General features: G+C 38.6%; 24 protein-coding genes, 1 riboswitch and 1 other annotated feature (1 of these 26 only partly in view). Of the genes, 16 read left to right on the top strand and 8 right to left on the bottom strand.

All coding sequences use genetic code 11. The features are described 5' to 3' along the window. Positions 1–156 (top strand) — a binding site (T-box leader) (it extends 47 nt beyond the left edge of the window). A 61-nt stretch (positions 157–217) separates the two neighbouring features. From cysS to RU93_RS05180, 6 genes are all read left to right on the top strand, one after another. Beyond that, complete coding sequence (gene cysS / locus RU93_RS05155; RefSeq protein WP_071874548.1) at positions 218–1,630, top strand: cysteine--tRNA ligase; 1,413 nt, start codon at positions 218–220, stop codon at positions 1,628–1,630. Continuing rightward, positions 1,627–2,040, top strand: a complete 414-nt coding sequence (locus RU93_RS05160; protein WP_071874549.1) for a Mini-ribonuclease 3 — start codon at positions 1,627–1,629, stop codon at positions 2,038–2,040. Before cysS ends, RU93_RS05160 begins: the two co-directional genes overlap by 4 nt. After that, positions 2,033–2,854, top strand: a complete 822-nt coding sequence (gene rlmB / locus RU93_RS05165) for a 23S rRNA (guanosine(2251)-2'-O)-methyltransferase RlmB (protein ID WP_071874550.1) — start codon at positions 2,033–2,035, stop codon at positions 2,852–2,854. The genes RU93_RS05160 and rlmB overlap by 8 nt, the downstream gene beginning before the upstream one ends. Then, positions 2,851–3,384, top strand: coding sequence for an NYN domain-containing protein (locus RU93_RS05170; protein ID WP_071874551.1), 534 nt, complete (start codon positions 2,851–2,853; stop codon positions 3,382–3,384). The genes rlmB and RU93_RS05170 overlap by 4 nt, the downstream gene beginning before the upstream one ends. A 92-nt stretch (positions 3,385–3,476) precedes the next feature. After that, the gene (locus RU93_RS05175) at positions 3,477–4,031 is read left to right on the top strand and encodes a sigma-70 family RNA polymerase sigma factor (RefSeq protein ID WP_071874552.1); all 555 of its coding nucleotides are present in this window, start codon (positions 3,477–3,479) and stop codon (positions 4,029–4,031) included. A gap of 104 nt (positions 4,032–4,135) precedes the next feature. Next, positions 4,136–4,381, top strand: coding sequence for a Veg family protein (locus tag RU93_RS05180; RefSeq protein ID WP_071874553.1), 246 nt, complete (start codon positions 4,136–4,138; stop codon positions 4,379–4,381). A 125-nt stretch (positions 4,382–4,506) separates the two neighbouring features. Here the strand turns inward: RU93_RS05180 and mscL are convergent, their stop codons facing one another. Further along, the gene (mscL, locus tag RU93_RS05185) at positions 4,507–4,929 is read right to left on the bottom strand and encodes a large conductance mechanosensitive channel protein MscL (protein ID WP_071874554.1); all 423 of its coding nucleotides are present in this window, start codon (positions 4,927–4,929) and stop codon (positions 4,507–4,509) included. Between the two features lie 158 nt (positions 4,930–5,087). Here mscL and yfmF point away from each other — a divergent pair, with 158 nt between their 5' ends. The 8 genes from yfmF to RU93_RS05225 all read left to right on the top strand — a co-directional run bounded on the left by yfmF (position 5,088) and on the right by RU93_RS05225 (position 14,618). Then, on the top strand, positions 5,088–6,344 hold the full coding sequence (gene yfmF, locus RU93_RS05190; protein ID WP_071874555.1) for an EF-P 5-aminopentanol modification-associated protein YfmF: 1,257 nt from the start codon (positions 5,088–5,090) through the stop codon (positions 6,342–6,344). Positions 6,345–6,348: 4 nt separating this feature from the next. After that, the gene (gene yfmH / locus RU93_RS05195) at positions 6,349–7,650 is read left to right on the top strand and encodes an EF-P 5-aminopentanol modification-associated protein YfmH (RefSeq protein ID WP_071874556.1); all 1,302 of its coding nucleotides are present in this window, start codon (positions 6,349–6,351) and stop codon (positions 7,648–7,650) included. A 97-nt stretch (positions 7,651–7,747) separates the two neighbouring features. Beyond that, positions 7,748–8,650, top strand: coding sequence for a helix-turn-helix domain-containing protein (locus tag RU93_RS05200; protein WP_071874557.1), 903 nt, complete (start codon positions 7,748–7,750; stop codon positions 8,648–8,650). Between the two features lie 39 nt (positions 8,651–8,689). Next, positions 8,690–9,268: a CDP-diacylglycerol--glycerol-3-phosphate 3-phosphatidyltransferase gene (pgsA, locus tag RU93_RS05205; RefSeq protein ID WP_071874558.1), complete on the top strand. Its 579-nt coding sequence runs from the start codon at positions 8,690–8,692 to the stop codon at positions 9,266–9,268. A gap of 101 nt (positions 9,269–9,369) precedes the next feature. Then, the gene (locus RU93_RS05210; protein WP_071874559.1) at positions 9,370–10,617 is read left to right on the top strand and encodes a competence/damage-inducible protein A; all 1,248 of its coding nucleotides are present in this window, start codon (positions 9,370–9,372) and stop codon (positions 10,615–10,617) included. 139 nt (positions 10,618–10,756) lie between these two features. After that, entirely contained in the window at positions 10,757–11,809 is a 1,053-nt protein-coding gene (recA, locus tag RU93_RS05215; RefSeq protein ID WP_071874560.1) for a recombinase RecA, read from the top strand. 251 nt (positions 11,810–12,060) lie between these two features. Next, on the top strand, positions 12,061–13,626 hold the full coding sequence (gene rny, locus RU93_RS05220; RefSeq protein WP_071874561.1) for a ribonuclease Y: 1,566 nt from the start codon (positions 12,061–12,063) through the stop codon (positions 13,624–13,626). Between the two features lie 200 nt (positions 13,627–13,826). After that, positions 13,827–14,618, top strand: a complete 792-nt coding sequence (locus tag RU93_RS05225) for a hypothetical protein (RefSeq protein WP_071874562.1) — start codon at positions 13,827–13,829, stop codon at positions 14,616–14,618. Between the two features lie 41 nt (positions 14,619–14,659). On the opposite strand, the gene thiT is transcribed toward RU93_RS05225, so the two are convergent. Next, a complete protein-coding gene (thiT, locus tag RU93_RS05230) occupies positions 14,660–15,250 on the bottom strand; it encodes an energy-coupled thiamine transporter ThiT (protein WP_211272561.1) in 591 nt (196 codons plus the stop codon). Positions 15,251–15,309: 59 nt separating this feature from the next. Continuing rightward, a riboswitch (TPP riboswitch) is annotated at positions 15,310–15,410 on the bottom strand. Positions 15,411–15,675: 265 nt separating this feature from the next. On the opposite strand from thiT, the gene RU93_RS05235 reads away from it, so the two are divergent. Next, positions 15,676–17,412: an ABC transporter ATP-binding protein gene (locus tag RU93_RS05235; RefSeq protein ID WP_071874564.1), complete on the top strand. Its 1,737-nt coding sequence runs from the start codon at positions 15,676–15,678 to the stop codon at positions 17,410–17,412. Further along, positions 17,405–19,285 carry an ABC transporter ATP-binding protein gene (locus tag RU93_RS05240; protein WP_071874565.1) on the top strand — a complete coding sequence of 627 codons (1,881 nt, stop codon included), beginning with the start codon at positions 17,405–17,407 and terminating at the stop codon, positions 19,283–19,285. Before RU93_RS05235 ends, RU93_RS05240 begins: the two co-directional genes overlap by 8 nt. Before the next feature lie 51 nt (positions 19,286–19,336). On the opposite strand, the gene RU93_RS05245 is transcribed toward RU93_RS05240, so the two are convergent. From RU93_RS05245 to RU93_RS05270, 6 genes are all read right to left on the bottom strand, one after another. Further along, positions 19,337–20,317, bottom strand: coding sequence for a ribose-phosphate diphosphokinase (locus tag RU93_RS05245; RefSeq protein WP_071874566.1), 981 nt, complete (start codon positions 20,315–20,317; stop codon positions 19,337–19,339). Positions 20,318–20,429: 112 nt separating this feature from the next. Then, positions 20,430–21,803: a bifunctional UDP-N-acetylglucosamine diphosphorylase/glucosamine-1-phosphate N-acetyltransferase GlmU gene (glmU, locus tag RU93_RS05250; RefSeq protein ID WP_071874624.1), complete on the bottom strand. Its 1,374-nt coding sequence runs from the start codon at positions 21,801–21,803 to the stop codon at positions 20,430–20,432. Between the two features lie 100 nt (positions 21,804–21,903). Next, complete coding sequence (ndk, locus tag RU93_RS05255) at positions 21,904–22,302, bottom strand: nucleoside-diphosphate kinase (RefSeq protein ID WP_071874625.1); 399 nt, start codon at positions 22,300–22,302, stop codon at positions 21,904–21,906. A 153-nt stretch (positions 22,303–22,455) separates the two neighbouring features. Next, positions 22,456–23,286 carry a pur operon repressor gene (purR, locus tag RU93_RS05260; protein WP_071874567.1) on the bottom strand — a complete coding sequence of 277 codons (831 nt, stop codon included), beginning with the start codon at positions 23,284–23,286 and terminating at the stop codon, positions 22,456–22,458. Positions 23,287–23,423: 137 nt separating this feature from the next. After that, a complete protein-coding gene (locus RU93_RS05265; RefSeq protein WP_071874568.1) occupies positions 23,424–24,269 on the bottom strand; it encodes a metal ABC transporter permease in 846 nt (281 codons plus the stop codon). After that, positions 24,242–24,922 carry a metal ABC transporter ATP-binding protein gene (locus tag RU93_RS05270; RefSeq protein WP_071874569.1) on the bottom strand — a complete coding sequence of 227 codons (681 nt, stop codon included), beginning with the start codon at positions 24,920–24,922 and terminating at the stop codon, positions 24,242–24,244. The genes RU93_RS05265 and RU93_RS05270 overlap by 28 nt, the downstream gene beginning before the upstream one ends. Positions 24,923–24,924 lie beyond the last annotated feature (2 nt).

Below are 24,924 nucleotides of genomic sequence, written 5' to 3' on the forward strand. Positions count from 1 at the left end.
ATTGCGGTTGATGGAAGCAATTAAAAAGACGGAGGAAATGCACCTGGGAGTGGCTTTGATGAAAATCAAAGACGAGAAAGTGCACGTTACGCATTTGGAAGGCAGAAAAACATTCTGTGAACAAAAGTGGAACCACGCAACGATTGCGTCTTTTAAATAAGGAAACTTATTTGAAAGGCGTTTTTTTGATTTCAACTGTTGGAAGGAGTAAAGAAAAATGATTCGAATTTATAATACCTTAAGCCGTCAAAAAGAAGTGTTTCAACCTATCGAAGAAGGAAAAGTCCGGATGTATGTTTGTGGGCCAACTGTTTATAACTATATTCACGTGGGGAATGGCCGAAGTACCGTGGCATTTGATACTATTCGGCGTTATTTAGAGTATCGGGGGTATGCGGTTCATTATGTATCGAATGTGACCGATGTTGACGATAAAATTATTCGTGTGGCAAAAGAATTAGGGATGACTGCGCCAGAAGTAGCCAACAAATTTATTACGGCTTTCACGGAAGACTCGACCGCGTTACAAGTTAAACCAGCTGATTTGCAACCAAGAGTGATGGATCATATTCCGGATATCCTCTCTTTTATCGCTGTTTTAATTGAAAAAGGATATGCTTATGCGGTAGATGGCGATGTTTATTATCGGACGCGCAAGTTTCATCCCTATGGTCAATTAAGTGATCAATCGATTGATGAATTAGAAGTTGGTGCAAGCCAACGAACAGGCGATGAACAACAAATCAAAGAAGATCCGCTAGATTTTGCATTGTGGAAAAAAACGAATGATGGCGGGATTACTTGGGATTCTCCTTGGGGCGTCGGTCGACCAGGATGGCATATCGAATGTTCCGTAATGGCGACAAAGCATTTAGGTGAGACGATTGATATTCATGGCGGCGGACAAGATTTAGCTTTTCCGCATCATGAAAATGAGATTGCCCAAAGTGAAGCGAAAACAGGCAAAACGTTTGCTAATTATTGGATGCATAATGGCTTTGTGACAATTGGTGAAATTGATGAAAAAATGAGTAAATCACTCGGGAATTTTGTGACTGTTCATGAACTTGTTCAACAACACGATCCACAAATTTTACGTTTCTTTTTAGCGGCGACGCATTACCGTCGACCGTTGCGCTTTAGTCAGACTTCTTTTAAAGAAGCAGAAACGAATTTAGCTCGTTTACGCACGACGTATGAAAATGCGCGTTTTCGCTTAAAAGATGCGGTGGAATCATTAGCCGATGACGAAACTTTTTTAGCGCAATGGGAACAATTAATTGCACTGTTTATTCAAGAGATGGATGATGACTTTAATGCTGCAAATGGGATAACAGTGATTTATGAGATGGCGAAAAAAATTAATGTTTATAGCCAAAAAGAGCGTGTTTCAAGTGTCGTTTTAGAACGAGTACTCGCTGAATTTAGTGAGCTATTAACGATTTTTGGTATTTATTTTGAGCAAAAAGAATTAATCGATGATGAAATTGAAGCGTTAATCGTTGAGCGTAATCAAGCACGGCTAGCGAAAAATTTTGCGCGTAGCGATGAAATTCGTGATTTATTTAAAGAACAGGGCATTGTCTTGGAAGACACCCCCCAAGGGACCCGTTGGAGAAGAGAAAAATGAGAGATTACCGACAATTAAATGGTTTGGCGTTAGCGTATGTAGGCGACGCCGTCTATGAGACGTATATTCGTCAACATTTAGTGGCTCAAGGACAGACTAGACCTAGCCAGTTACATCGCTTGGCTACCCACTATGTCTCAGCGAAAGCCCAAGCAATGTTGATTGAAAAAATGGTCGAACAGCAAATTTTAACAGAGGAAGAAGAAGGTTTTTATCGCCGTGGCCGCAATAGTAAGAGTCAAACAAGTGCGAAGAACACGGATATTAAGACGTATCGAATGTCTACCGGTTTTGAGTCTGTTATAGGATACTTACACTTAACCGATCAAGAAGAACGCGTAGCAAGTCTCGTTAAGTGGTGTATTCAACAAGTAGAAGAAAAGAAAGAAGGGACTGGCGACGATGAATAAGAAAAAAACCCAATCATTACCGAAAAAAAGAGAATTTGAGAAACGCGATTCATTCAAGAAACAAGAAAAAAGCTCGGAAGAAATTGCCGAAAATTTCGTTTTTGGTCATCATGGTGTTACGGAAGCCTTAAAGAGTGGACGGGGCAATAAGTTATTTGTTTTAGAAGATGCCCGGGGTGATAAAATTGAACAGTTGAAATCACTGGCACAAGAATTTGCGGTTCCTGTTAAATGGGTACCAAAACAAAAACTCGACAGTATGACGCAAGACGCGGTGCATCAAGGGGTTGTTTTAGCGATTACGCCGTATGAATATTTGACGTTGAAGCAGTTATTGTCTCAGAAAAAAGAACATTCTTTTTACTTAATTTTAGATAGTTTGGAAGATCCTCATAATTTTGGTTCGATTTTACGAACGGCAGATGCCAGTGGGGTAGACGGAGTCATTATCCCAAAACATCGTTCGGTTGGCATCACACCAGTCGTCGTTAAAACGTCCACAGGAGCCGTCGAACACATCCCAATCGCTAGAGTCACAAACTTAAGCCAAGCCATTACAGAGCTTAAAGAAGCAGGTTTTTGGATCTTTGGGACGGATATGAAAGGAACTTCTTACGACAAGTGGAACACCAAAGGCTCTGTTGCCTTAATTATTGGGAATGAAGGCAAAGGCATGAGTGAGGGATTGAAAAAAGAAGTTGACGAAATGTTAACGATTCCGATGACAGGACACGTCCAAAGTCTAAATGCTTCAGTTGCTGCTAGTTTATTGATGTATGAAGTGTTTCGCCAACGCGGCTTTGAATCACTATGAAAAAGCAAATACTCATTGTTGACGGTTATAACATGATTGGTTTTTGGCCAGAATTAGTGCGTTTGAAAAACCAAGAACGATTGGAAGACGCGCGCGATTTATTACTAAAACGGTTATCTAGTTATGCCAAATATGAAGGGATCGAAGTCATTGTAGTCTTCGATGCCCAGCTGGTACCAGGAGTCACTCAAAGTTATCGTAAACATCATTTAGAAGTGATTTTTACCGAAGAAGGAACGACTGCGGATACCTATATTGAAAAAATGGCGAGAGAGTTGAATAATGTGTTGACTCAAGTCACGGTAGCGACCAGTGATCTAGCGGAGCAATGGGTCATTTTTTCTCAAGGAGCGTTAAGAGTTTCAGCTCGTGAATTGTATAAATTACTGGAAAAAAATGATAAAAATATTGAAAATCATCAAAAAGAATTAAAATTTAGTCATTTTCGCCGGAATTCTCCTTGGGATAATGAGCAACTTCTTCTTTTAAATCAAAAATTGACAGAATTAAGTCAGAAAAAGAAGAAGTAACTGGCACAGCAAAAGATGACTAACTAAATGAGAATCATGTAAGATAAAAAATGCTATGCTCCTCTTATAATCATTAGAGAGGAGCAATTTTCGTGCAGACAACGTTAATTTTAGCCGCTAAACAAGGGGATGAAGAAGCACTAGAAGCATTGTATCGACAGTACCGGCCACTCGTTTATAGTTTAAGAAAAAAATATTTTTTGCGAGAGTTAGATGAACAAGATTGGTTTCAAGAAGGTTTTATTATTTTTTATGATTGTATCCAAGCTTTCGAACCGGATTATGGAACTTCTTTAGGTGTATTATTTAAACGTTCGTTTGAAAATCGGATTCGCAGTTTAATCCGCCGAGAATTTGCTTATAAAAGAAAAACGAATATCGGGGCGGTTTCTTTTGAACAAACGATTGCAGATGGCTTTGAAGATCTTTGTGAATACACGAGCCATACGGATGATGCCTTACAACAGTTATTGCTACAAGAAGTATTTGCTGAAAGCCAGCAATTATTATCACCTCTCGAAATGAAAGCGTTATATCAGAGTATTTCGCTTACAGAAAATGACGCTTTAAAGGCGGATGCGTCATTAATGAGTGCGTATAATCGATCGAGAAGAAAAATTACCAATTATTTTTCTGAATATTTATAAATGAAAAAATTATAATGAAATTCTAATTGTAATGAAAAAGATTTTATGATAAAGTTGTAATTTTATATTAAATGTGTTATAATTGCACTCGTGAGGTGAACGTAATGCCAGCAACTTTAGCGACGATTAAACAAGATTTAGAAGATCGGATTGGGAGCAAGATTATGTTAGTTGCCCAAACTGGACGTAAGCGCCAAACCGAACGACGTGGGATTTTAACAGAAACGTATCCTTCTGTTTTTGTAGTGGATTTAGATCCAGAAGAGAACTCTTTTGAACGAGTATCATACAGTTATTCAGATGTTTTAACGAAAACTGTCGAAATTGAGTTTGTTACTGAAGCAATTTAAGGATAAAAAAAAGCATTCATCAAGCTTCAGGCTGATGAATGCTTTTTTAACGCCGTTTTTTAAGGATCGTTGTTCAAAGTGATCCAAAAAGGGTTCTAGTGAAGTTTACTTGGGACGATCATTCTTTACTTTTGTTCTTTTAATAAATCACGAATTTCAGCAAGTAATTCTTCGGTGCTCGGTTTTGCGACTTCTTCTTCTTTTTCAGCAACGGGTTTGGTCGTCATTCTTTTCGCACGATTGATTGCTTTAATCATTAAAAATAAAACGAAACCAGTAATAATGAATGTGATAATGGCACTAATAATCGCACTAAAATTGAATAAAACACCATTAATCGTCACGCTCAAAATACTCAAAGCGTCATCCATCGTTTCGCCTCGATCAAGGAAGAGGGAAATAAATAATTCAATGAGAGGTGTGATTAAATTAGTGACTAAACTATTAACGATTGCGGTAAAAGCACTCCCAATTACGACGCCAACTGCTAGGTTTAAAGCATCTCCTTTGATAATAAATTCTTTAAATTCTTGGCCTAATTTTTTCATTTAAATGCTCCTTTTCCAAATGATAATCTGATTATAGCCGTTAATAACAAAAATCGAAAGTGAAAAGACTTTATTTACGCATGTTAGGCTAAGATAAATCACTCCTATGTTATAATAAAAAACAGAATCATTTAATTTATTTAAAGGAGCCTTTGTCCATGACAATACCCATTCAACCAGGAATTTCTTTAACAGTGATTCCAACTGAAAAATTTAAAACAATCCGACTTTTCATTCGATTTTCGACACCACATACACGTAAAAAAGCAACGAGTCGGACGTTATTAACAAGTCTTTTAGAAACCAATAGTTTAAACTACCCAACTCAAACAGCTTTGAGTGCAAAATTAGCAGAATTATATGGGGCGAGTTTTGGCTTAAATGTTAGCAAACGGGGCAATCTGCACCAAGTCAATGTCTCGATGACGGTCGTTAATGGCAAATATATCGAACAAGAGGATGTTTTCTCGCAAGCTGTTCAGTTTTTAAAGGAAATTCTATTTTATCCTAATATTTGCGACAATCAATTTGAACAGACGACTTTTGAGTTAGAAAAAAAGAACTTGATTGCCTATTTAGAAAGTGTTCAAGAAGATAAACAAACCTTAGCCTCGTTAAAAGTCCAAGAATTATATTTTAATAAAAATGAGGATCAAAAAACACCGAGTTTCGGTGAGGTCAGCGATTTAGAAAAACTGACTGCTAGTGATTTAAATGAGACCTATCGCCAAATGTTAGAAGAAGATTGCATTGATATCTTTGTCGTAGGCGATCTTTCGCCCGAAGTTGTTCAAAAAGAGATTGCACAACTTCCTTTTGCGCAAGGATTGCGCAAAACAACGGATATTTTCTATCGTCAACCGTTAGAAAATCAGATTCGCGAAGAACAACTGACCCAAGAGGTTTTACAAGCCAAATTAAATTTAGCCTATGCGACTAACATTTATTATGATGATAGGAAGCGGTATCCGCTAATGATTTTCAATGGCTTGTTTGGAGGATTCCCACATTCGAAACTCTTTTTGAATGTTCGAGAAAAAGCGAGTCTCGCTTACTATGCTTCCAGCAGTGTTGATACATTTCGTGGATTAATGACGGTTCAAACAGGAATTGACGGAAAAAACCGTTCGGCTACTATGGCTTTAATTGAAGCGCAGTTAGCAAGTTTGCAACGAGGAGAAATTAGTGATGAAGAGCTCGCAAAAACAAAAGCGATGTTAAAAAATCAATATCTCTTGTCTTTAGATAATCCACAATCGCTCATTGAGACCAAATACTTAGAGAATTGGTTACCGGAAACAAAACAAACGCAAAAACAGTTTTTAAATCACATCATGAGTGTCACAAAAGAAGAAGTACAAGAAGTTGCCCAGCAAGTATCTTTAGAGGCAGTCTTCTTTTTAGATGGAGAATAAGCCGATGAATAAAAAAAGATATGAACAAATCAATGAGACTCTTTACGAAGAGGTTTTAGCGAATGGATTAAAAGTCTATATTTTACCAAAAAAAGATTTCCATAAAACATATGGTTTATTTAGTACTAATTATGGTTCAATTGATAATGTTTTTGGTTATAAAGGAGAATCTTTAAAAACGGTCCCAGATGGTATTGCTCACTTTTTAGAGCATAAATTATTTGAAAAAGAAGACGGCGATATCTTTCAAAAATTTGGCGAGCAAGGCGCTTCGGCGAATGCTTTTACGAGTTTTACACGGACAAGTTATTTGTTTTCAGCAACCGATCAAGTCAAAGAAAATTTACTTACATTACTGGATTTTGTGCAAGAACCGTATTTTACGCCTGAAACAGTCGAAAAAGAAAAAGGGATTATTGGCCAAGAAATTCAAATGTATCAAGATGATCCAGTTTGGCGTCAATTTTTTGGAATTTTAAATAATCTGTATCCAAAACACCCTTTACATATTGATATTGCTGGAACAGTTGAAAGTATTGATCAAATCACCGCCGATGATTTGTATACTTGTTATGAAACTTTTTATCACCCAAGCAATATGACGCTGTTTATTGTTGGGGATGTCAATCCTGAAGAAGTTTTAGAGTGGATCCAAGTGAACCAAGCTGGCAAAAAATTCTCGGAAACAAAAGAAATCATCCGCGAATTCCCTGTTGAAACGGCGGCAGAAATCATTCCTTTTTCTGCCATCCAGATGCCCGTGAATCGACCAAAAGCCGTTTTAGGTATTCGCGGTTTTCAGGAACAATTACCATCTAATGCCAAAGATCAACTTATTTTTCGCACAGGAATCAATCTCTTGCTTGAAATGTTACTAGGAAATACGAGTCATAATTATTTGCAGCTATATCAATCAGGCGTCATTGATGACACCTTTGGCTTTGAATTTTCTTTTGATCGTGGTTTTCATTTTGCTGACTTCTCAACGGATACGAATGAACCAGATCGATTTACAGAAAGCATTCAAAAAATTCTGTTAAATTTTCGTGATGATTCAGAAGTGAATGAAAAGAATTTTACTTTGCTAAAGAAAAAAATGCTTGGAAAATATTTTCAATCACTAAACTCCTTAGAATATATTGCCAATCAATTCACCCAAGACCTTTTTGGCGATTATACGTTATTTGATTTGCCGCAACTCATTCAAGAAATGACATTAGCAGACTGTCTAATAGCCGGCGAACAATTTATTCAAAACAAAGCATTTAGTCGATTCTACTTAGAGCCATTAAAAAAAGAAGTTTAAATTTTTTTCATGGATGGCGAAAACCGCTTTATTAACGTGGGTTTTATGTTATTCTAGATAAAGTTAAATTTAGTTATAGACTGGAGAAGATGGACGAGTGGGCAACGAACTTTTAATTGGCGATAACCTTCGTCAAGCTCGATTAAATAAAAATATTAGCCTAGATGAATTACAGCAAAAAACGAAAATTCAAAAGCGTTATTTAGAAGCGATTGAAAAAGGCACATTTGACTTACTACCAGGCGATTACTATGTCCGGACGTTTATTCGCCAATATGCTGAAGTCGTAGGTGTAAATGGCGATCGATTGGTCGCTATCTATGATGGGGAAGCTTCCTTTGGCGATCCATTGCCTAAAAGAGAAAAACCTGAAACGGTTCAAGGATCGCGTTCAAGTAATAGTACGAAGCAGAAGCGAAAGAAAAATTGGGTCGATTATTTACCCACGGTTTTAATTGGCTTAATTGCAATGACGATTTTAACCATTGTGGCGTATCTTTCGATTCAAAATAATGCTCAGAATCCTATTATTGGGAGTCCGTCATCGATTGATGTTCGGAATGAAATCACCACGGAGACGACCACCGAAGACAGTACTGAAGAAACAGATAGTACACAGTCGACTGAAACAACGACGACAAGTGAGACCCAAGAAAAAGAAGAAATGGTCATTAAAACGACGCATCAAACGCAACAAGATGTTACCGTTGCGATTGAACAAGCACAATCACCCTTAGAACTAACCTTTATAGGCCTAGATGGACGCTGTTGGGTAGGTGTGATGGTTAACGGTGAATATGTCTTGCAATACACGTTAGAACCCGGAGACAGCCAAAGTGTGACTTTGCCAGAAGGAGCAACTCAAGCAAACATTGTCTTAGGTGCCAGCGCCAATGTGGATATGAAAGCAAACGGAGAATTGATTCCTTTCAAAGAAGGAACGATGCCTCTTTTACAAAAAAATATGACATTAACCGTTTCTTATGCGATGAATCGTTAAACGAATACGTGTCTAAGAAGCAAGAAAGGAGGACGAAAATTGAATTTACCGAATCAACTAACCGTGTTAAGAATTTTGATGATTCCGATTTTCGTTGTGATATTAGTTGCACCATTTGATTTGGGAACGTTAGCCATTGCGGGAGTTAGTTTACCGATTACACATCTACTTGCAGCGATTATTTTTGCAGTAGCAAGTGTGACAGATTGGTTGGATGGCTATATTGCTAGAGCGCGCCATTTAGTAACTAATTTTGGAAAATTTGCTGATCCCTTAGCGGATAAAATGCTAGTCATGACAGCTTTTGTTTTATTAGTCGACTTAGGGATGGTTCCAGGCTGGATTGTAGCTGTCATTATTTGTCGGGAACTAGCAGTGACGGGGTTACGATTATTATTAGTAGAAGACGGCGAGGTCATGGCTGCAGCTTGGCCAGGAAAAATCAAAACAGCGACTCAAATGCTAGCGATTATTTTACTATTAATTCAAAATGTGCCATTTTCAATGCTAGGAATTCCAGTCGATCAAATCATGTTATATATTTGTTTAATTGCAACGGTGTATTCCGGTGTCGATTATTTTGCTAAAAATACGGCCGTTTTTAAAGGCTCTATGTAATGAAAAAAACAGGAAGGGTACGTGAGCGTATTTTTCCTGTTTTTGCCTTTTAAAAAAAAAGAATGAAAAAAAGAAGTATCTTATGAATAGGAGCGAACGTGATGAAAGCAGAAATTATTGCAGTCGGAACAGAAATTTTACTCGGTCAAATTGTGAACACTAATGCGACCTTTATTGCACAAGAATTAGCCAAACTTGGCATTGAAGTCTATCATCAAAGCGTGGTTGGCGACAACGGAGGACGTTTAGCTCAATCCTTGTCGATAGCAGAAAAGAGAAGTGATTTAATTGTCTTATGTGGAGGATTGGGACCAACACCCGATGATTTGACGAAGCAAGTGACGGCTAAACATGTCGGCGAAACGCTTGTTCAAAATCCAATTGGTCAAGAAAAACTACGTCATTTTTTCGAGAAAAGAAATACCGCGATGACCGAAAATAATTTGTTGCAAACCTTGGTCTTTCAAAACGGTGAAGCGTTACAAAATCCAACGGGTCTAGCCATTGGCATTTTTTACACAGATAGAGAGACAAAAAGTCATTACCTCCTTTTACCGGGTCCACCAAAAGAGTTAATCCCGATGTTTCAGCAACATGTCGTGCCATTATTACAGGAAAGATTTCCCCAAAAGGAAAAACTATATTCACGAGTATTACGTTTTTATGGAATTGGGGAGTCGCGTTTAGTAACGGAATTAGCCGATTTAATTGAGCAACAGGTCAATCCAACCATTGCATCTTACGCCAAACAAAACGAAGTAACCTTACGCTTAACTGTCAAAACGGCGCAAGAACCGGTAGGACAACGATTGCTCGACCAACTTGAAGAGATTATTTTAAAGCGAGTCGGTCAATTTTTTTATGGCTATGGAGAAGAAAACAGTTTAGCCAAAGTGGTCGTGCAACGACTTAAAGCAAATGACAAACGGGTAACGGTAGCTGAAAGTCTCACAGGGGGACATGTTCAAGCGATGCTAAGTGCAATTCCCGGAGTATCTTCGGTATTCCCTGGTGGTTTCGTGACTTACTCAGCCCAAACAAAGAGTGATTTCTTACAAATTCCCATGGATTTATTAGAAACGTATGGCACGGTTAGTCAAGAATGTGTTGAAGCGATGGCAGCTCAAAGTTTAAAACTAGCGCAAACCGATTATAGTCTTGCTTTTACGGGTGTGGCGGGTCCTGATTCCTTAGAAGGTCAAGAGGTTGGGACTGTTTGGATTGCTTTAGCGACAAAAAATCAAGGCGTAGTAAGTCACTGTTATCATTTTGAAAGTCATCGAGAAGGCATTCAAGCGAGTGCTGTAATGGCCGGTTTAGGAATGCTTTATCAAGCACTGGAAAAATAAACGCGAATGTTTGTTCGGTTTTTCTTGCTTTTTTGAATAATAAAAGCTATGATATAGATACAAAATGAATGTGATGAAACTTTAAAATCGAGAAAAACGTTAGATTGTTCCATTTACTAACATAAGGAGGATTTACAACGTGGCAGATGATCGTAAAGCAGCTTTAGATGCTGCTCTTAAAAAGATAGAAAAGAATTTTGGAAAAGGTTCTGTAATGAAATTAGGCGAGAAAGCGGATCAACGAATTTCGACTGTTCCTAGTGGTTCTTTAGCGCTTGACGTGGCATTAGGAGTTGGAGGATACCCGCGTGGACGGATTGTAGAAGTCTATGGTCCTGAGAGTTCTGGTAAAACAACCGTTGCTCTTCATGCTGTCGCAGAAGTACAAAAAAACGGCGGAACAGCTGCTTTTATTGATGCTGAACATGCCCTAGATCCTCAATACGCTGAAAAATTAGGCGTAAATATTGATGAATTATTGCTATCACAACCTGATACGGGAGAACAAGGTTTAGAGATTGCAGATGCACTTGTCTCAAGTGGAGCAGTCGACATTATTGTAATTGACTCTGTCGCAGCCTTAGTACCGCGTGCTGAAATAGATGGTGAGATGGGCGATTCTCATATTGGCCTACAAGCCCGTTTAATGTCCCAAGCACTTCGTAAATTATCCGGTACGATTAATAAAACTAAAACAATCGCCATCTTTATTAACCAAATTCGTGAAAAAGTAGGCGTCATGTTTGGTAATCCAGAAATCACACCTGGAGGTCGGGCTTTAAAATTTTACGCGACCGTTCGTTTAGAAGTCCGTCGTGCTGAACAATTAAAATCAGGCACGGATATTATCGGTAACCGTACAAAAATTAAAGTTGTTAAAAATAAAGTTGCGCCACCATTCAAAGTCGCAGAAGTCGATATTATGTACGGTGAAGGAATATCTCAAGTTGGAGAACTATTAGATATGGCCGCTGAAAAAGATATTATTGATAAAAGTGGTGCTTGGTATTCTTACAAAGGGGATCGAATTGGTCAAGGTCGTGAAAATGTCAAAAATCATATGTTAGCTCATCCTGAAATGGTCGCTGAAGTTTCAGCGCGTGTCCGCGATGCCTATGGTATTGGTACCGGTGAGACATTAGTTGAAGAAGAAGTAATTCTTGATTTGCCAGAAATCGATTCAGAAAAATAAAATGTATATTTATTAAACTCCTCAAAGTGATTTGAGGAGTTTTTTTATAAAATAAAAAACCGATGAATCTTAACTGTTTGAAGTGGAATGCCCTTTTTTTAAGTTGACACTTCCTAGGATAAACATTAGAATAAAACTGTGTATTATACACATATGCAAGTAGGCATCTTGATAATTGATTTATTTTGGTTTTTATCAAAAAACTACAAATTGTTTAAAAATAAAAAAGATGGTATGGAGGTGATTCACCAATGGAACTCAACATTCTCCTCGCTATCATCGGTTTAATTGTCGGTCTTGGTTTAGGGTTAATGTATGCGAAGAAAGATCGAGCGCGTCGTGAACAAGAACTACTTGTTGCAAATAAGACAGCAGAAGCAATTGTCCTAACTGCCGAACGAGATGCAGAAACCTTGAAAAAAGAAGCGTTACTAGAAGCTAAAGAAGAAAATCAAAAATACCGGTCAGAAATTGAAGGCGAGTTGAAAGAAAATAAACTCGAATTAAAGTCACAAGAAAACCGCTTATTACAAAAAGAACAATTACTTGATCGTAAAGATGATTCTTTAGATAAACGTGAACAATCACTAGTGAAAAAAGAAGCGAAACTTAGTGACCAGCAACAATTAATCAATGAGCGAGAAAAGCAAATCGAAGAAATTATCGAAGAACAAAAAAGCGAGTTAGCCAAAATCGCAGCGTTATCAAAAGAAGAAGCAAAAGATATCATCATGCAAGAAACAGAAAAAGAACTAAGTCATGAATTAACAATCATGGTAAGAGAATCAGAGAAGAAGGCAAAAGAAGAGGCTGATCGTAAAGCCAAAAACTTACTTTCTCTCGCAATCCAACGCAGTGCTGCGGACCAAGTCTCTGAAACCACTGTTTCCGTTGTGACATTACCCAATGATGAAATGAAAGGCCGCATCATTGGTCGTGAAGGGCGCAACATTCGTACACTTGAAACATTAACAGGAATTGATTTAATTATCGACGATACGCCAGAAGCAGTCGTGTTATCTGGATTTGATCCAATTCGTCGTGAAATTGCACGAATGACCTTAGAAAAACTGATTCAAGATGGCCGAATCCATCCTGCTCGAATTGAAGAAACCGTTGAAAAAGCGCGCAAAGACATGGACGAGCGGATTCGTGAGTATGGGGAACAAGCAGCTTTTGAAGTAGGCGCCCATACATTACATCCGGATTTAATTAAGATTATTGGTCGATTGCGTTTCCGAACAAGCTATGGTCAAAATGTCTTAAGACATTCAATCGAAGTCGCTAAATTAACGGGAGTTTTAGCAGCTGAGTTAGGTGAAGATGTTACCTTAGCAAAACGGGCTGGTTTACTGCATGATATCGGGAAAGCTCTCGATCATGAAGTCGAAGGTTCGCACGTACAAATTGGCGCAGAGCTTGCGGCAAAATACAAAGAAAATAAAACAGTTATCAACGCAATTGCTTCTCACCATGGTGATACGGAAGCAACATCGATTATTTCAGTCTTAGTAGCAGCTGCCGATGCTTTATCTGCAGCCCGACCAGGTGCCCGCAGTGAGTCTTTAGAAAATTATATTAAACGACTACAAAACTTAGAAGCGATTTCGAATAGTTTTGCTGGGGTGGATTATAGTTTTGCGGTTCAGGCCGGACGTGAAGTTCGCGTGATGGTGAAACCAACTGAAATTACGGACTTAGATGCCGTTCGCTTAGTCCGTGATATCCGTAAGAAGATCGAAGATGAACTTGATTATCCTGGGAATATTAAAGTAACTGTGATTCGTGAAACACGCGCAACAGATTACGCGAAATAAGAAACGTAAGATTTTTAAGGTTTAATCGAAGAAATAAAAAAGTGTTGATGAGTGAGACTTATATCACTCGTCAATACTTTTTTTGTTCTCGTTTGTTATTTTGTAATCATATCTTAATAGAAAAGAAATAAGCTTTTTACAACAGTTTCATGTAGAATGAAAGTAATGAACCAATGTGCTGTAAAAAGGGGGGAAAGGGCATGACATCATCGATTTATATCCATCTGGATACGACGAGTAATATTGTTTTAACACAAGGAATTAATGCAGGGGATTTTCATCGAGGGATCGTCCATCCTCCTAAAAATATCTTATTATTGAATCCTAGTAGTGAGCTAGGAGAATTTGAGAATCATACGACGATGAAAATTATCCGTGGAGAAGCCGCTGTTAGTCAATTTTTACAAAATTTATCTAAAAATCGGCTCCTACTAGAAAATAAATGGATTGATTTCACCGATCTAGCGATGCTGAAAGAATTAACCCCGTTAGAAATTTCCGAACTCTTATATTTTGGGCATATGAAGACCCATTTATACTCGCCATTTTTTTATAAATTGCAAAATAATTTTGTGTATTTTGATTTAGAAAACGGCTTGAACCGGACGTATTATCGTTATTTAGATGAGTTTTATCGTATTTTAGCATCGAAAATAACTCATATTGCGTTGGAACGATTAAATGATCGACGCTCTTTTTTTCGGAAGGCCCAACCGGTAAGTAAAGTGAATAGCGAAATCTTAAAACCATTAAAAGAGGCGATGAAAGAAGGTATTTTCTTTTCATTTGAACATGCGAATACCGAAAATGGCGAATTTTTGATTCCTATTTATTTCGTAGATGAAACGCCACAATTAAATCGCGCCCTCATTAAGAATGAAGAAGAGCAATTCCTGGGCTATTTAATTTACAATCAAGATCGTCAAACATGGCGTTTGAAAGTCGAAGATCAATTGTTTGGTTTTTCAACAAAAAATACGCTAATTTCATAAAAAAACTCTGCAAACCATGATGGCTTACAGAGTTTTTTGAATTATCCATTCATTTTTTGTTCAAGTTGAACGGATGAATCGACTAAAAATAATCGTGGCATCACTTTATATAACAGAACAACCGCTATGCTAGTCACAATTCCTGTTGCTAGGCCACTAAGACCATTCATTGTCAATGAAAAAATTACCGGTGACATGCCCCATAAGGCATACTGGCCCCAAAAAATCCAACCGGCTACAAAGTGCCAAAAAAATCGCGTAAATGCACTCACTAAACTTGCTAATATTAAGATATGGATGGTTTGATTGGTCCGTCCTTCACGAATCGCTTGATGAAGCCTGTAAGCAAAAAGACCAGCAAAACCGGCAAACAAATACGCTAATAAATATTCAATGAGTACTTGCGGGACACTTAAAAAATAAACTTGACCTAATGGGAAATGTAAAATCCCCCAAACAAAGCTAGCTAATAAAGCTGGCTTCAATCCACGACGTAATGCGTAGACCACAATTGGAATTTGTCCGAGTGAAATCGTAAAACTCGCTCCAATATTCGTTGGAATGAACGACAATACCATCGCAAGTGCGGCGATAATAGTGCCTTCCACCATCATTCTTGTTTTTCCGTGTATCAAAAAAAGCCCTCCTTTTCGAATCATCACAATTCACAAAGGAGAAGCATAATATCTATACTTCAACTCGACACAATTCCTACGTTCGCATAACCGAAACAGGTACGAAGGGTTTAGAGTAAGACTCATTCTCAGCGCATTGGCTCCCCTTTGTGATCAGATTCTATTTAATTTTTATTACAAAACTATCATAGCATAATTTCTGAAAATGACCAGGGAAATGCTTTCTTTTGTTCTGTGGAAAAGGTCGTTACTTGCATCAAGCGATAAAATCTAAAAAAAAAGGCGTGTTTGATTGACAATTAGTAAAAATTTCAAGACAATAAAGGATAGATCTTACAGATGTACTCTCTCGAATTGCTCTAGCAATGAGAGAGAGTTTTGTTTGTGACGATGAATCAAATCGAATAAAGGAGCTCTTATTTATGATAAAAAATTTACTCAAGTATGTGGGAGAGTATAAAAAAGAAGCCTTGCTCACCCCATTTTTTGTGACATTAGAGGTGATTCTTGATGTCATTATCCCGTTACTGATGGCGATGATTGTCGACCGCGGTATTACCGGAAAAAGTCAAACAGATATTCTGTGGATCGGGAGCGCCCTGATTTTGTGTGCGATTTTAGCGCTAATTTTTGGAATGCTTTCCGCGCGCTACGCAGCAACGGCTTCCGCGGGCTTTGCTAAAAATATTCGACAACAAGTGTTTGAGAATATTCAACAATTCTCTTTTGCGAATATTGATCGTTTTTCTACTTCTAGTTTAGTCACGCGCTTGACGACTGACATTACCAATGTCCAAAATGCTTTTCAGATGACCATTCGAATTTTAGTCCGTAGTCCACTTTTGTTTATCTTTTCCATCTTAATGGCTTTTCGACTAAATGATCAGTTAGCTTTGACGTTTTTATTTATCATTCCTTTTTTAGCGTTAGGTTTATTTTTAATTATTAAATTTGCCCATCCGGCATTTAAACAAGTGTTTCGGATTTACGATCACTTAAATCAAGTAGTTCAAGAAAACTTGCAAGGCATTCGTATTGTGAAGTCTTACGTAAAAGAAGAGCATGAAGTTCAAAAATTTACCGACGTCTCCAGTACGATTTATCGCGCCTTCTCAAAAGCGGAGCGCATTGTGGCCTTTAACCAACCAGTGATGCAAATCGCGATTTATACGTGTCTACTCTTAATTTCTTGGATTGGAGCACATTTGATTGTTGCAGGATCCCTTACAACGGGTGAGTTGATGAGTATGTTCATGTATGTGATGCAAATTTTAGTTGCCTTGAATATGATGTCGATGGTCTTTGTGATGCTAATCATCTCACGCCCCTCTGCCGAACGAATCCTTGAAGTTTTGGATGAAAAAAGTGATTTAACCGATTCAAGCAATCCGCTGACAACCATTACCGATGGCTCGGTTGAATTTATAAATGTTGATTTTAGTTATACTGATGATAAAGAGAAACTTGTTTTAAAACAAGCCAATTTCCAGATTCAATCTGGTCAAACGGTAGGGATTATTGGTGGTACTGGTAGCGGGAAAACGAGTTTAATTCAACTCATTCCTCGTTTGTACGATGTGACGAGCGGCCAAGTAAAAGTTGGAGGACAAGACGTTAAAGACTATTCGATAGAGGCTTTACGTGATAGTGTCTCTGTCGTCTTACAAAATAATGTCCTTTTTTCAGGAACGATTAAAGAAAATTTACGCTGGGGGAATGAGCAAGCAACCGATCAAGAGTTGATTGAAGCATGTCAGTTAGCCCAAGCCGATGAATTTATTCAACGTTTTCCAAATGGGTATGATACGTATATTGAACAAGGGGGATCGAATGTTTCCGGGGGACAAAAACAACGTCTCACGATTGCACGAGCGCTCCTTAAAAAACCAAAGATCTTAATCTTAGATGATTCCACGAGTGCCGTCGATACGAAAACCGATGCACTCATCCAACAAGCTTTTTATCAAACGATTCCAGATACGACCAAAATTATTATCGCCCAACGCATTACCTCGGTGGAACAAGCCGATCTGGTGATTGTGATGGAAGAAGGCAAAATCAATGGTGTTGGGACACCGGCTGAAATGTTGGCAACGAACCAAATTTATCAAGAAGTTTACCAATCGCAACAGAAAGGATTTGGTGCGGTCCATGAATAAAACGGAACATAAAAAAACAGCGCAATTAAAAACGTTAATGCGTTTAATGAATTATTTAATCAAAGACTACCCGTGGCAATTAGTAATCGTTTTAATCTGCATCTTGATTACAGCTTTTGCAACGGTTCAAGGATCACTTTTCTTACAAGTCGTCATTGATGATCATGTCACGCCATTACTTGCTGCGAGTGGTGCGCCCGATTTTTCTGGTCTATTAAAAGCGGTCTTGATTATGGGACTAATTTATTTATTAGGGGTGCTGACTTCGATTACTTTTAATCAATTAATGGTAACCATCTCCCAAGGGACACAAAAGAAAATTCGAGATGAACTCTTCGCTCATATGGAAACCTTACCGTTGGCGTATTTTGATACGCATTCAAAAGGTGATGTCATGAGTCATTATACCAATGATATTGATACATTGCGTCAAATGTTGTCTCAAAGTGCGCCGCAGCTCATGCAAGCAATCGTCACGCTAGTCAGTGTGTTTGTCGCGATGTTGTCAGTTAGTTTTCCGTTGACCGTTTTTGTATTATTATCGGTAAGTCTGATGGGACTGACGATTCGGACGTTGAGTCAACTCAGCGGTCGCTATTTTAAAGGGCAACAAGAAGCCTTAGGGGAAGTCAATGGCTACATTGAAGAAATGATGCATGGTCAAAAAGTCATTAAAGTCTTTAACCATGAGAGGGTCGTGATTGAAGAGTTTACGGAACTAAACGACCGATTAGCGGAGAATACAACAAAAGCAAACCGTTATGCCAATATTTTAATGCCTGTCATGATGAATTTATTAAATATCCAATATGTGCTAATTGCCATTGTTGGAGGTCTCTTAAGTATCAATGGCGTAGGCGCGTTAACCATTGGTGGCATTGCTGCCTTTTTACAACTAAGCCGTTCACTTAACATGCCTGTGAGTCAAATTTCTCAGCAAATCAATTTTATTATTATGGCTCTAGCCGGAGCCGATCGTATTTTTACACTCATGGATGAGCCTTCCGAAGTCGACAACGGGACGGTTTCCTTGGTTAACGTGGAGTATCTTGAGGGTGAAATCAAAGAATGTAGCGCGCAAACGAATCATTGGGCGTGGAAACAAGCGACACCCGAAGGTACTTTTCGCTATATTCCATTAACAGGAGATGTTCGTTTTGAAAAAGTAGATTTTTCGTATACGCCAGATAAAAAAATTCTACAAGAAATTTCACTCTTTGCAAAACCTGGGCAAAAAATTGCCTTTGTCGGAGCTACGGGTGCTGGAAAAACAACCATTATTAATTTAATTAATCGTTTTTACGATATCGATCAAGGTGAAATTTTATATGATGGCATCAATATTCAAGATATCAAAAAAGAATCGCTCCGTCGCTCGCTAGGAATTGTCTTGCAAGATACCCACCTCTTTACCGGTACGATCCGGGATAACATCCGCTATAGTAAACTCGATGCGACAGATGAAGAAGTGGAAGCAGCTGCGAAACTGGCTAATGCGGATTACTTTATTTCTCATCTTCCTCAGGGCTACGATACGGTCATTACAGGCGATGGGGGAAGTCTTTCTCAAGGGCAACGTCAACTCTTATCCATTGCGCGTGCCGCCATTGTGGATCCGCCAGTGATGGTATTAGATGAGGCGACCTCAAGCATTGATACGCGGACGGAACGTATCGTTCAAAATGGGATGGATGCGTTAATGAAAGGTCGTACGGTTTTTGTTATCGCCCATCGTTTATCGACGATTCAAAATTCCGATGTGATTATCGTCTTAGATCAAGGCGCCATCATCGAGCGTGGCGATCACGAAGAGCTGTTAGCGAAAAAAGGCACTTACTACCAATTAGCTACGGGTCAACTCGAACTAGATTAAAAATAATTAAAAAAATAGTCCGACTCTTTAAAAGAGTGGGACTATTTTTTATTATTTATCGATGTTAGCCATTGATTCAAATAATGGACTAACCGGTTTATTCTCATGAATCCGTTTGATCGCTTCACCCATCAAGTTACCGACACTGATTTCATCGATTTTTTCGATACGACGATCGGCTGGCAAATTAATGGAATCTGTTACGACTAAACGCTCAATCGCAGAGTCTTGGATGCGTTGCATTGCGGGACCGGATAACACAGGGTGCGTACAAGACGCGTAGACTGCTTTAGCGCCAGCTTCTTTTAAGGCATTGGCTGCTAAGGTAATTGTCCCCGCTGTATCGATCATATCATCGATTAAGACACAAATTTTGCCATCGACATGTCCAATAATGTTCATGACTTCAGCAACATTGGCTTTTGGTCGACGTTTGTCAATAATCGCAATTGGTGTTTTTAAGAATTGGGCTAATTTACGCGCGCGTGTTACACCACCATGGTCAGGTGACACAACAACCACTTCGTCACCGGAAATGCCTTGTTCTAAGAAATAGTTCGCAATTAGTGGAGCTCCCATTAAGTGATCGACAGGAATATCAAAAAATCCTTGGATTTGTGAAGCATGAAGGTCTAACGTAACCATTCGATCTGCTCCGGCTTTTTCAATCATGTTTGCAACTAATTTAGCGGTAATTGGTTCACGTGAACGTGCTTTACGATCTTGACGCGCGTAGCCATAGTAAGGCATCACGACGTTAATTGTTTTGGCACTTGCGCGTTTTAACGCATCAATCATAATCAATAATTCCATTAAGTTATCATTAACCGGACTGCTTGTTGATTGAATAATATAAACGTGTGCGCCACGAATACTTTCTTCAATGTTTACTTGAATTTCACCATCGCTAAATTGTTTAACGGTGCACTTTCCTAGTTCTACTCCTACCGCTGCAGCAATTTTTTCTGCTAACGGACGATTTGAGTTTAACGCGAAAATTTTTAATCTTGGATCAAAATAATGATTTGACATGAGAAACCTCCACTTTCTTTCCCTTCCAATAAAAAAATGACTACTACTTATGTGAATTGGAATCATCTTCATCATAAATAGTAGTCATTTTAAGCGAATAAATCAAGTATTATTACTGTAAATACGGTAATTTCTTAGCAAATTCTTTTTTGTTGACTTGCTGTGAACGCGCAATTCCCATCGCATATTCAGGGATATCTTTGGTGATAGTAGACCCCGCTGCGATGAAAGTATGAGCCTCAATCGTTAATGGCGCTACTAGATTCGCGTTTGAGCCGACGAAACTACGATCGCCTACAGTTGTGCGGAATTTACTTTTGCCATCATAGTTCACAAAGACCACACCACAACCGACGTTAATTTCTCGACCTAACGTAGCATCCCCAACATAAGTCAGGTGTCCGACTTTTGTTTCTTCCCCAATTGTGGCATTTTTAATTTCTACGTAATTCCCGATATGAGCCTTCGCTCCAATTTCTGAATGGGGGCGGAGATGGGCATAAGGGCCAACGTCTGCTTGTTGATGAATAATACTGTTTTCGACAACGGAAGCTTTAATCACGACAGCATCCGCAATTTGGCTATCAACGATTTGCGAACCATTTGTAATCACGCAGTCTTCACCGATGACGGTTTTTCCTTTAATCGTAACGTTTCCTTCAATCACAGTGTCGCTACCAATCACAACGTCTGCATCAATAAAGGTTGTCGCAGGATCTACTAATGTTACGCCGTTTAACATGTGTTGATGATTAATTCGCTCACGCATCACGGTATTGGCATAAGCTAATGCCACACGATCGTTCACCCCTAAAGATTCATTAAAATCTTCTGTTTGATAAGCGGCTACGCTATGGCCCTCATTTTTCAAAATTTCAATAATATCTGTTAAATAATATTCACCTTGGGCATTGTCTGTATTGAGATTAGCAAGAGCTGAGAACAGTAATTCATTATCAAAGCAATAGGTTCCCGTGTTAATTTCTGTGACGCGCGCTTCTTCAACGGTAGCATCTTTTTGTTCAACGATTCGATCAACAATACCGACGTGGTCACGAATGATACGACCATAACCAGTTGGATCCTCGGCTTGCGCAGTTAAAATCGTTGCGGAAGCATTTTTCCCTAAGTGATACTCAAATAAGTGATTGAGCGTTTGGCTTGTTAATAATGGCGTATCGCCACTAATGACTAATGTTGTGCCTTTTTTTCCTTCCAAAAATTGCGCTGCTTGTAACACGGCATGTCCGGTTCCTAACTGCGCTTCTTGTAAAGCATAAACACAACGATCTCCTAATTGCTCTTGTACTTTATCGGCACCGTGTCCGACAATGGCCACCACTTCTGCTGGTTTTGTATCAGTCACTTTTTGTAAAATATGCTCGACCATGGGCTGTCCACAAACAGGATGTAAAACTTTATATAATTTTGATTTCATTCGTGTTCCTTTACCAGCCGCTAAAATAATTGCGTAACGTGTATCCACGAGAACCACTCCATTTCCTCTTTTTACTTGTTTCAGTGTAGCTCATGTTTCTCGTATTTTCAATAAAAGATTGTGTTACCACGGATTATACCGATATTATTTACTTAAAAAAACGTTGAATTTCATCTGCTGCCGACGTTACGCTATCAGAGGCATGAATCACATTTTCAGTTTGACTTGTGCCATATAAAGCTCGAATTGTCCCGGATTGTGCTTCTAAGGGATTCGTCGCACCCACGATTTTACGAACGCTATCGACAGCGTCTTCACCTTCTAAAATACCAATTACGACTTGACCTGAAAGCATATATGCTAATAATTCTGGGAAAAAAGGCCGCTCTTTTAAATGCTGATAATGTTCTTCTAATTGTTCTTTGGTTAGAACTCCCATTTTAAGATCCAAAATTCTAAGATTCTTTTGCTCGAAATGCTGTAGAATTTTTCCGATTAATTGACGTCTTACACCGTCGGGTTTTATGATTACGAGTGTCTTTTCGATGAATACTTCCTCCAATTTTAACCTGCAAATTTTCTTTTTTTTAAGACGTTCATGAGTGAAAATCATGATACGTTTAAAAATGTAACCGCTTTTTTATTTTTGTTTAAAAAAAGTTACGACAGATAACTGTCGTAACTTCTTGTAGGTATTATATTATTTTTTTGGCTGTTCGTCAAAGTAATTTCCTGGAACGACTTTAATTGTTTTTGTTTGGGTATCGACTGACTCGACAAATAACAATGAATGATAGTCGGCGATTGCTCGCTTACCTTTGAAATTCCCTTCCGCAAAAACGGTGACGCCAACTAATTCTGCTTCAAATTCTTCAATCAGACTTTGCATCCCGTTAATCGTACCGCCGCCTTTCATGAAATCATCGACGACTAAGACACGTGAGCCTCGTTTCAAGCTACGTTTTGACAGTTCCATTTTTTCAATTCGTTCCGAAGAACCGGAAACATAATTGACACTAACCGTTGAGCCTTCGGTAATTTTTGAATCACGACGGACAATGACGAAGGGAACATTTAAATAATAAGACACGGCTTGTGCGATGGGCACACCTTTAGTAGCGACGGTCATGACGGCATCGATTTCTTTGTCGATATATTTTGATGCAATAATGCGCCCAATTTGGCGAAGTAAGGTTGGATCTCCTAATAAGTCAGATAAGTAGACATAGCCACCTGGTAATAAACGATCTTGCTCGGATAATCGTTCGGATAGTGCAGTAATATATTCTTTAGCCGCTTCTTCCGTGATGACTGGAATAAAGATCACACCTCCAGCTGCACCAGGGATGGTGTTTAAGACGCCCGTTCCTCGTGTTTGAAATGTTTTTTTCACAATCGCTAAATCTTCACTAATGGATGACTTTGCTGATTCATAGCGTTTGGCAAAATACGTTAATGAAATTAATTTATGGGGGTGATCCAATAAGTAATAAGTCATATCAATTAATCGTTCACTACGACGAATTTTCACAAAATTCAACTCCTCTATTTTCTTCTTATTCATTATATAGTCTTTTTTGATTTTTTTCGAGCATTTTCTCTATTTTTATAAAAAATGTTCGTGATAACTGAACAACAAGAAGAATTAAGTTAAAAAACTTTCGCTTTTTAACTTAATTCTTCTCGTTTTGTCATTTTTATTCTTCGGTATGTTGAAAGTGCTCGTCTAAAAAGACTCGTGAACAAAAATAAAAGAATAAAAATCATCGTGATTGTCGCTCCTGGCGGCGTATCTAAGTAAAAAGAGGCCGTTAATCCACCAAGCATTCCAATCAAGCCGACCAACACACTTAGAAATAAGACGATATTAAAACTTTTACCCAGTCGCATGCTAATCGCTGCTGGCAATACCATAATGGCAGAGATTAATAACGCACCGGCAATCGGAATCATCACAGCAATCGCTACACCAGTTAACACGTTGAATAGGATCGACATCAGCCGTACGGGTAAACCGTCGACATGAGCGGTATCTTCATCAAACGTTAAGACATACATCGGTCTTTTAAATAATATCAAGGCAATCAGTGTAATGACAAATAAGGCGGCTAATAAGTAGACTTGTTCTTTTGTAATGGTCACGATCGAACCAAAGAGATAGGCTTGCATACTCATCGCAGAAGAGCCTTCACTTAAATTCATTAAAATTAAGGCAGTGGCTAAGCCTCCTGACATTAAAATAGCAGTTGATATTTCTGAATAGGTTTTATAGACACTGCGTAAATACTCTAAGATAATTGCTGCTGTTACAACAATCAATAAAGTGGTCAACGTTGGATTTAGTTGTAAGTAAAAACCTAATGCGACCCCAGCTAACGAAACGTGTGAGAGGGTATCCGCCATTAACGATTGTCGTCGAATGACTAAGAAGACACCTAAAATCGGAGCAATTCCCGCAATTAAAAGAGCTGCTACAAAAGCAATTCTCATGAACTCATATGAAAGCAACGCCACTGTGTATCCTCCTTTCGAACTAAACGAATTTGTCGATCAGCAAAATCTTTAATGTCTTCGTGATCATGGGTAATCATTAAAATCGCTTTTTTATGTTGATGCGCACTGTGTCGCAATAAGCGATAAAATTCTCGCCGAGATTGTTCATCCATCCCTGTTGTTGGCTCGTCGAGAATAAATAAATCAGGATCGGTTGCAAACATCCGTGCCAAACTGATTCGTTGCTTTTGCCCGCCTGATAACTCCCCAATTCGCTTATGGCGCATATCCCACATCCCAACCGACTCCAAGGCTTTTTGGACATGCTCGTGATCTCTTGTTGTGAGCTTTTTAAACCAGCGTCCTCTAGGATATCGACCTGAACGCACAAGTTCTAGGACCGTACTAGGAAATCCCGCATTGAAGGACGAGATTTGTTGAGGAATGTAGCCGACACTTAATGGTTCTCCTTTGCTATTTTTTTTAGCTAAATAAACTTCGCCTTTAGCTGGGGTCAATAAACCGAGTGTTGAACGGATTAAGGTAGACTTTGCCGCACCATTTTCGCCGGTTAAAATGACAAATTCTCCTTCATCCACATGGTAGTTGACACCCATTAAGACAGGTTCTTCATCGTAATAAAACGTTAAATCTTTGACTTCAATGTAGCGCATAT

The organism is Enterococcus aquimarinus (assembly GCF_001885765.1).
Lineage (GTDB): Bacteria > Bacillota > Bacilli > Lactobacillales > Enterococcaceae > Enterococcus_I > Enterococcus_I aquimarinus.